Source organism: Streptomyces sp. TRM64462 (assembly GCF_013362995.1).
GTDB lineage: Bacteria > Actinomycetota > Actinomycetes > Streptomycetales > Streptomycetaceae > Streptomyces.
In genome coordinates, this window is record NZ_JABWDV010000260.1 from 1 (window position 1) to 3,927 (window position 3,927).

At 75.2% G+C, this 3,927-nt stretch carries 2 protein-coding genes; one reads left to right on the forward strand and one right to left on the reverse strand.

Translation table 11 applies throughout. From position 1 onward, the window contains the following. Positions 1-409: 409 nt before the first annotated feature. Entirely contained in the window at positions 410-2,209 is a 1,800-nt protein-coding gene (locus HTZ82_RS12350; protein WP_175409397.1) for a long-chain fatty acid--CoA ligase, read from the forward strand. A 237-nt stretch (positions 2,210-2,446) separates the two neighbouring features. Here the strand turns inward: HTZ82_RS12350 and HTZ82_RS32205 are convergent, their stop codons facing one another. Further along, positions 2,447-3,805, reverse strand: a complete 1,359-nt coding sequence (locus tag HTZ82_RS32205; protein ID WP_309235429.1) for a helix-turn-helix domain-containing protein — start codon at positions 3,803-3,805, stop codon at positions 2,447-2,449. Positions 3,806-3,927 lie beyond the last annotated feature (122 nt).

Below are 3,927 nucleotides of genomic sequence, written 5' to 3' on the forward strand. Positions count from 1 at the left end.
CGGGCGCCAGCGCCGCGGGGTCTGCGGGTCGTCATCGGTTCGTGTGCTCTCGTCGCGGGGCGGTGCTGCCCCCATCGTCCCCCGGGGCGCGGCACGGGGCGCGAGCGGCCCGCCCGCTGGAACGCCGCCGGTCCTCGATCACATGCCTCTGCCCGGGCGTCCGTGTGAGCGGCCCGTACAGATTCGGTGGAGATTCCCGCCACCGCTCCTTACCGGCCGGTCAGTAACGGCGTGCCGCCGTCGCGTTGACCATGTGGTCGCGCGGCGGACCGGTGGTTGACCTGTGGCGATGCCTCCGCACCGGCTCCGCTGACACCCTCCCGCCAGAACTCTCCGTGCGGTACCGTCACTCTCCGCTGTGCTGAGCGTCACAAGGAGCGGGCCCTTGCGCGAGTTGACAGTCCCACCCATGGTGACGGCTCCGCTGGTCGGCGGACTGGCCGACGCCGTGTTCGATCACGCCAGGAGCGACCCCGGCCGGATCGCGCTCGGCCGCAAGGACGCGTCCGGGCAGTGGGGCGACGTCACGGCGCAGCAGTTCCGGGACGAGGTGCTGGCGCTGGCCAAGGGGCTGCTGGCGCAAGGCGTACGGTTCGGGGACCGGGTCGCGGTGATGTCCCGTACGCGCTACGAGTGGACGCTCTTCGACTTCGCGCTGTGGACGGTCGGGGCGCAGCCCGTGCCCGTGTACCCGACGTCGTCCGCCGAGCAGGTCCACTGGATGCTGCACGACGCGGCCGTCACCGCGTGCGTCGTGGAGCACGAGGACCACGCCATGACCGTCGGCTCGGTCGTGGACCGGCTGCCGCAGCTCAAGCGGCTGTGGCAGCTGGACACCGGCGCGATCGACGAGCTGGTGGAGGCGGGCGAGCGGATCGACGACGAGGTGGTGCAGCGGCACCGGCGCGCCGTGACCCCGGAGTCGGTCGCCACGGTGATCTACACGTCCGGGACGACGGGCCGGCCGAAGGGCTGTGTGCTCACGCACGCCAACTTCATGTTCGAGGCGGACACGCTCATCGAGCGCTGGGAGCCGGTGTTCCGCTCCCGCCCCGGCGACGAGGCGTCGACGCTGCTCTTCCTGCCGCTCGCGCACGTCTTCGGGCGCATGGTGGAGATCGCGGCGGTACGGGGCCGGGTCAAGCTCGGTCACCAGCCGGCGCTGACGGCGGACGTGCTGCTGCCCGACCTGGCCGCGTTCGGGCCGACGTTCGTGCTGGCCGTGCCGTACGTCTTCGAGAAGGTGTTCCACGCGGCGCGGCGCCGGGCGGAGGCCGAGGGGCGGCTCGGGCTGTTCGACAAGGCGGTCGACGTGGCGGTGCGGTACGCGGAGGCGCTGGAGCACCGCGCGTTCGGGCTCGGGCCCGGCCCGTCGGCGGCGTTGCGGATGCGGCACCAGTTCTTCGACAAGGCCGTGTACGGGCGGGTGCGCGACGCGTTCGGCGGGCGGGTGCGGCACGCGATGTCCGGGGGTTCGGCCATGGAGCGGCGCATGGGGCTGTTCTTCGCGGGCGCCGGCGTCACCGTGTACGAGGGGTACGGGCTGACCGAGTCGGCGTCGGCGGCCACCGCGAACCCGCCGGAGCGCACCAAGTACGGCACGGTCGGCCGCCCCGTACCGGGTACGGCGGTGCGCATCGCGGAGGACGGGGAGGTGTGGCTGCGGGGGCGGAACGTGTTCGCCGGTTACCTCAACGACCAGGATGCGACACGGGCCGTGCTGAGTGACGGGTGGCTGGCCACCGGGGACGTGGGCGCGCTGGACGCGGACGGCTATCTGACGATCACCGGGCGGAAGAAGGAGATCCTGGTGACGACGAGCGGCAAGTCCGTCTCGCCGCTGGGCCTTGAGGAGCGGGTGCGGTCGCATCCGCTGGTCGCGCAGTGCGTGGTGGTGGGCAACAACCGGCCGTTCGTCGCCGCGCTGGTGACGCTCGACCAGGAGGCCGTGGACCACTGGCTGGCCATGCAGGGGCGGGCGCCGCTGCCGCCGGCCGAGCTGGTGCGGGACCCGGGCCTGGAGAAGGAGATACGGCGGGCCGTGATCGCCGCGAACACGCTGGTGTCGAAGGCGGAGTCGATCCGTACGTTCCGGATCCTGGCGCATCCGTTCAGCGAGGAGCACGGGCTGCTGACGCCGTCGCTGAAGCTGAAGCGGCGGGCGATCGAGGCGGCGTACGCAGCGGAGGTCGACGCGCTGTACCGGTGAGCGTGCCGGTGCGGTGGGCGCGGGCCGACAGGCTGTGGGACGTGTGGGAAACCGCAGGTCAGCGCGGTGTCCCGTCCCGGGACGTCCCGTACGCGCGCCCGGGTCTGGATCTCCGTGGGCGGTTCGTACAGGCTGGTGTCCGTACCCGGGGGCGCACCCGCGACAGGAGGGTGCCCGCCCGGAGCAGGGGACCGGACGGGCACCCGGGCCGCGGCGTGGGCCGCCGGACGCGGTCGGTCAGTCCTTCTGCCCCTCGTTGGTGGGGGCCTCCGGCAGCGGCGAGGCTCCGCCCTGGGGCGTGCAGAGCCGGCGGCCGCCGGCCAGCTCGGCGCAGGCGCGTGCGGCGGCCGGGTAAGGGGCTTCAACCATCGGGGAGTAGGTGTCGTGGTCGTAGCGGACGGAGCGCTCCTGCACGGTGCCGCGGACCTCCTCCACGCGGGCGGTGTCCCCGACGGACGCGCCCGTGATACGGCTCCAGGCGGCGCGGCAGGAAGGGCTGTAGCGGAGTTCCACGTACAGGTCGCCCTCGCGGACGGCGGCCGCCGTCCAGACGCCGATGTGGCAGCCGACGCGCTGCGGGTCCAGGCCCTTGCACTCGAACCCTATGCAGCCGACGGTCACGCCTCCGCCCGCCGGGGCGGCTCCGGTGGCGGGCCGGGGCGCGCCCGTCCAGGCGGTCGCCTGGGGTGGCGTGCCGGTCGCGGCGCCGTGCGCGGGGAGCCAGGCGGCCAGGAGGCCCGCGAGGAAGCCGAGCGCGGCGATGGCCACCGCTGCGGGCAGCCACCTGGCGGGCAGCCGGCGGTCGCCGGCCCAGCGCGCGAAGGGCGTACGGGAGGCGGGCACCGTGCCGTCGGCGGCCGGGGCGACGGGCGGTACGGGAGCCGGCGCGGCCACCGGCTCGACGGTGCCGCCCGGGGCGTCCCGCAGGGGCTCCCCCGCCCCGTCCGGCCCGGGCGCGGCCGGCGAGCCCTGGGGCGCGGCCGGCTCCGGCACATGACCGTCCTCGTCCGCCTCGGCAGCGGCGGGCGAGGCCACCCCGGCTGACCGCACCACCAACGGCACCGCCCCGGGGGCGGAGGGCGGACCGGGCACCGGACCGGAGCCGTGGGCGGCGGAGGCGGGAGCGGCGGCGGAGCCGTGTGCGGCGGCGGAGCCGTGGGCGGCGGCGGAGGAGGCACCGGCGGCGGAGGAGGCGGAAGCGGCAGCGGCGACGGGGCCGGAGGCCGGCACCGGAGCACCCTCGTCCCCGCTCGCCCGCCCGTGCCCCTCGGCCCCCCGCGTCCGCCCGTCCCCCTCCGCGGCCGGTCCCCGCACGTCGTCCGCAGCCGCCCGCCCACGCTCCTGCTCCGCCGTGCGGTACGCCCGCTCCCGCAGGGCCAGCAGCGGCTCCGGACGGACGCCCACCGCGTCCGCGAAGGCGGCGACGGCCTGCTGGGGCGGTATCGCCTTGTCGTTGAGGTACCGCTCCCAGGACGACTTGCTGTAGCTGGTGCGCCGCGCGAGCGCCGCGAGCGTCAGTCCGCTGTCCTGGCGCAGTCTTCGCAGCTCACGCGCCAACTCGGGCGCCGCCTTCTGGGCCCCTCCCCCAGCAGTCACAGTCCGCTTCCCCCCTCGTGCCGACCGGTCGGCCTGTCAACGCCCGCCAGGGTAACGCGCGTTGCGGAACGTTTCGGTGGCCTTCCCGTCACCGGGGCGTCGGCCGACCCGTTCAGCGAGGC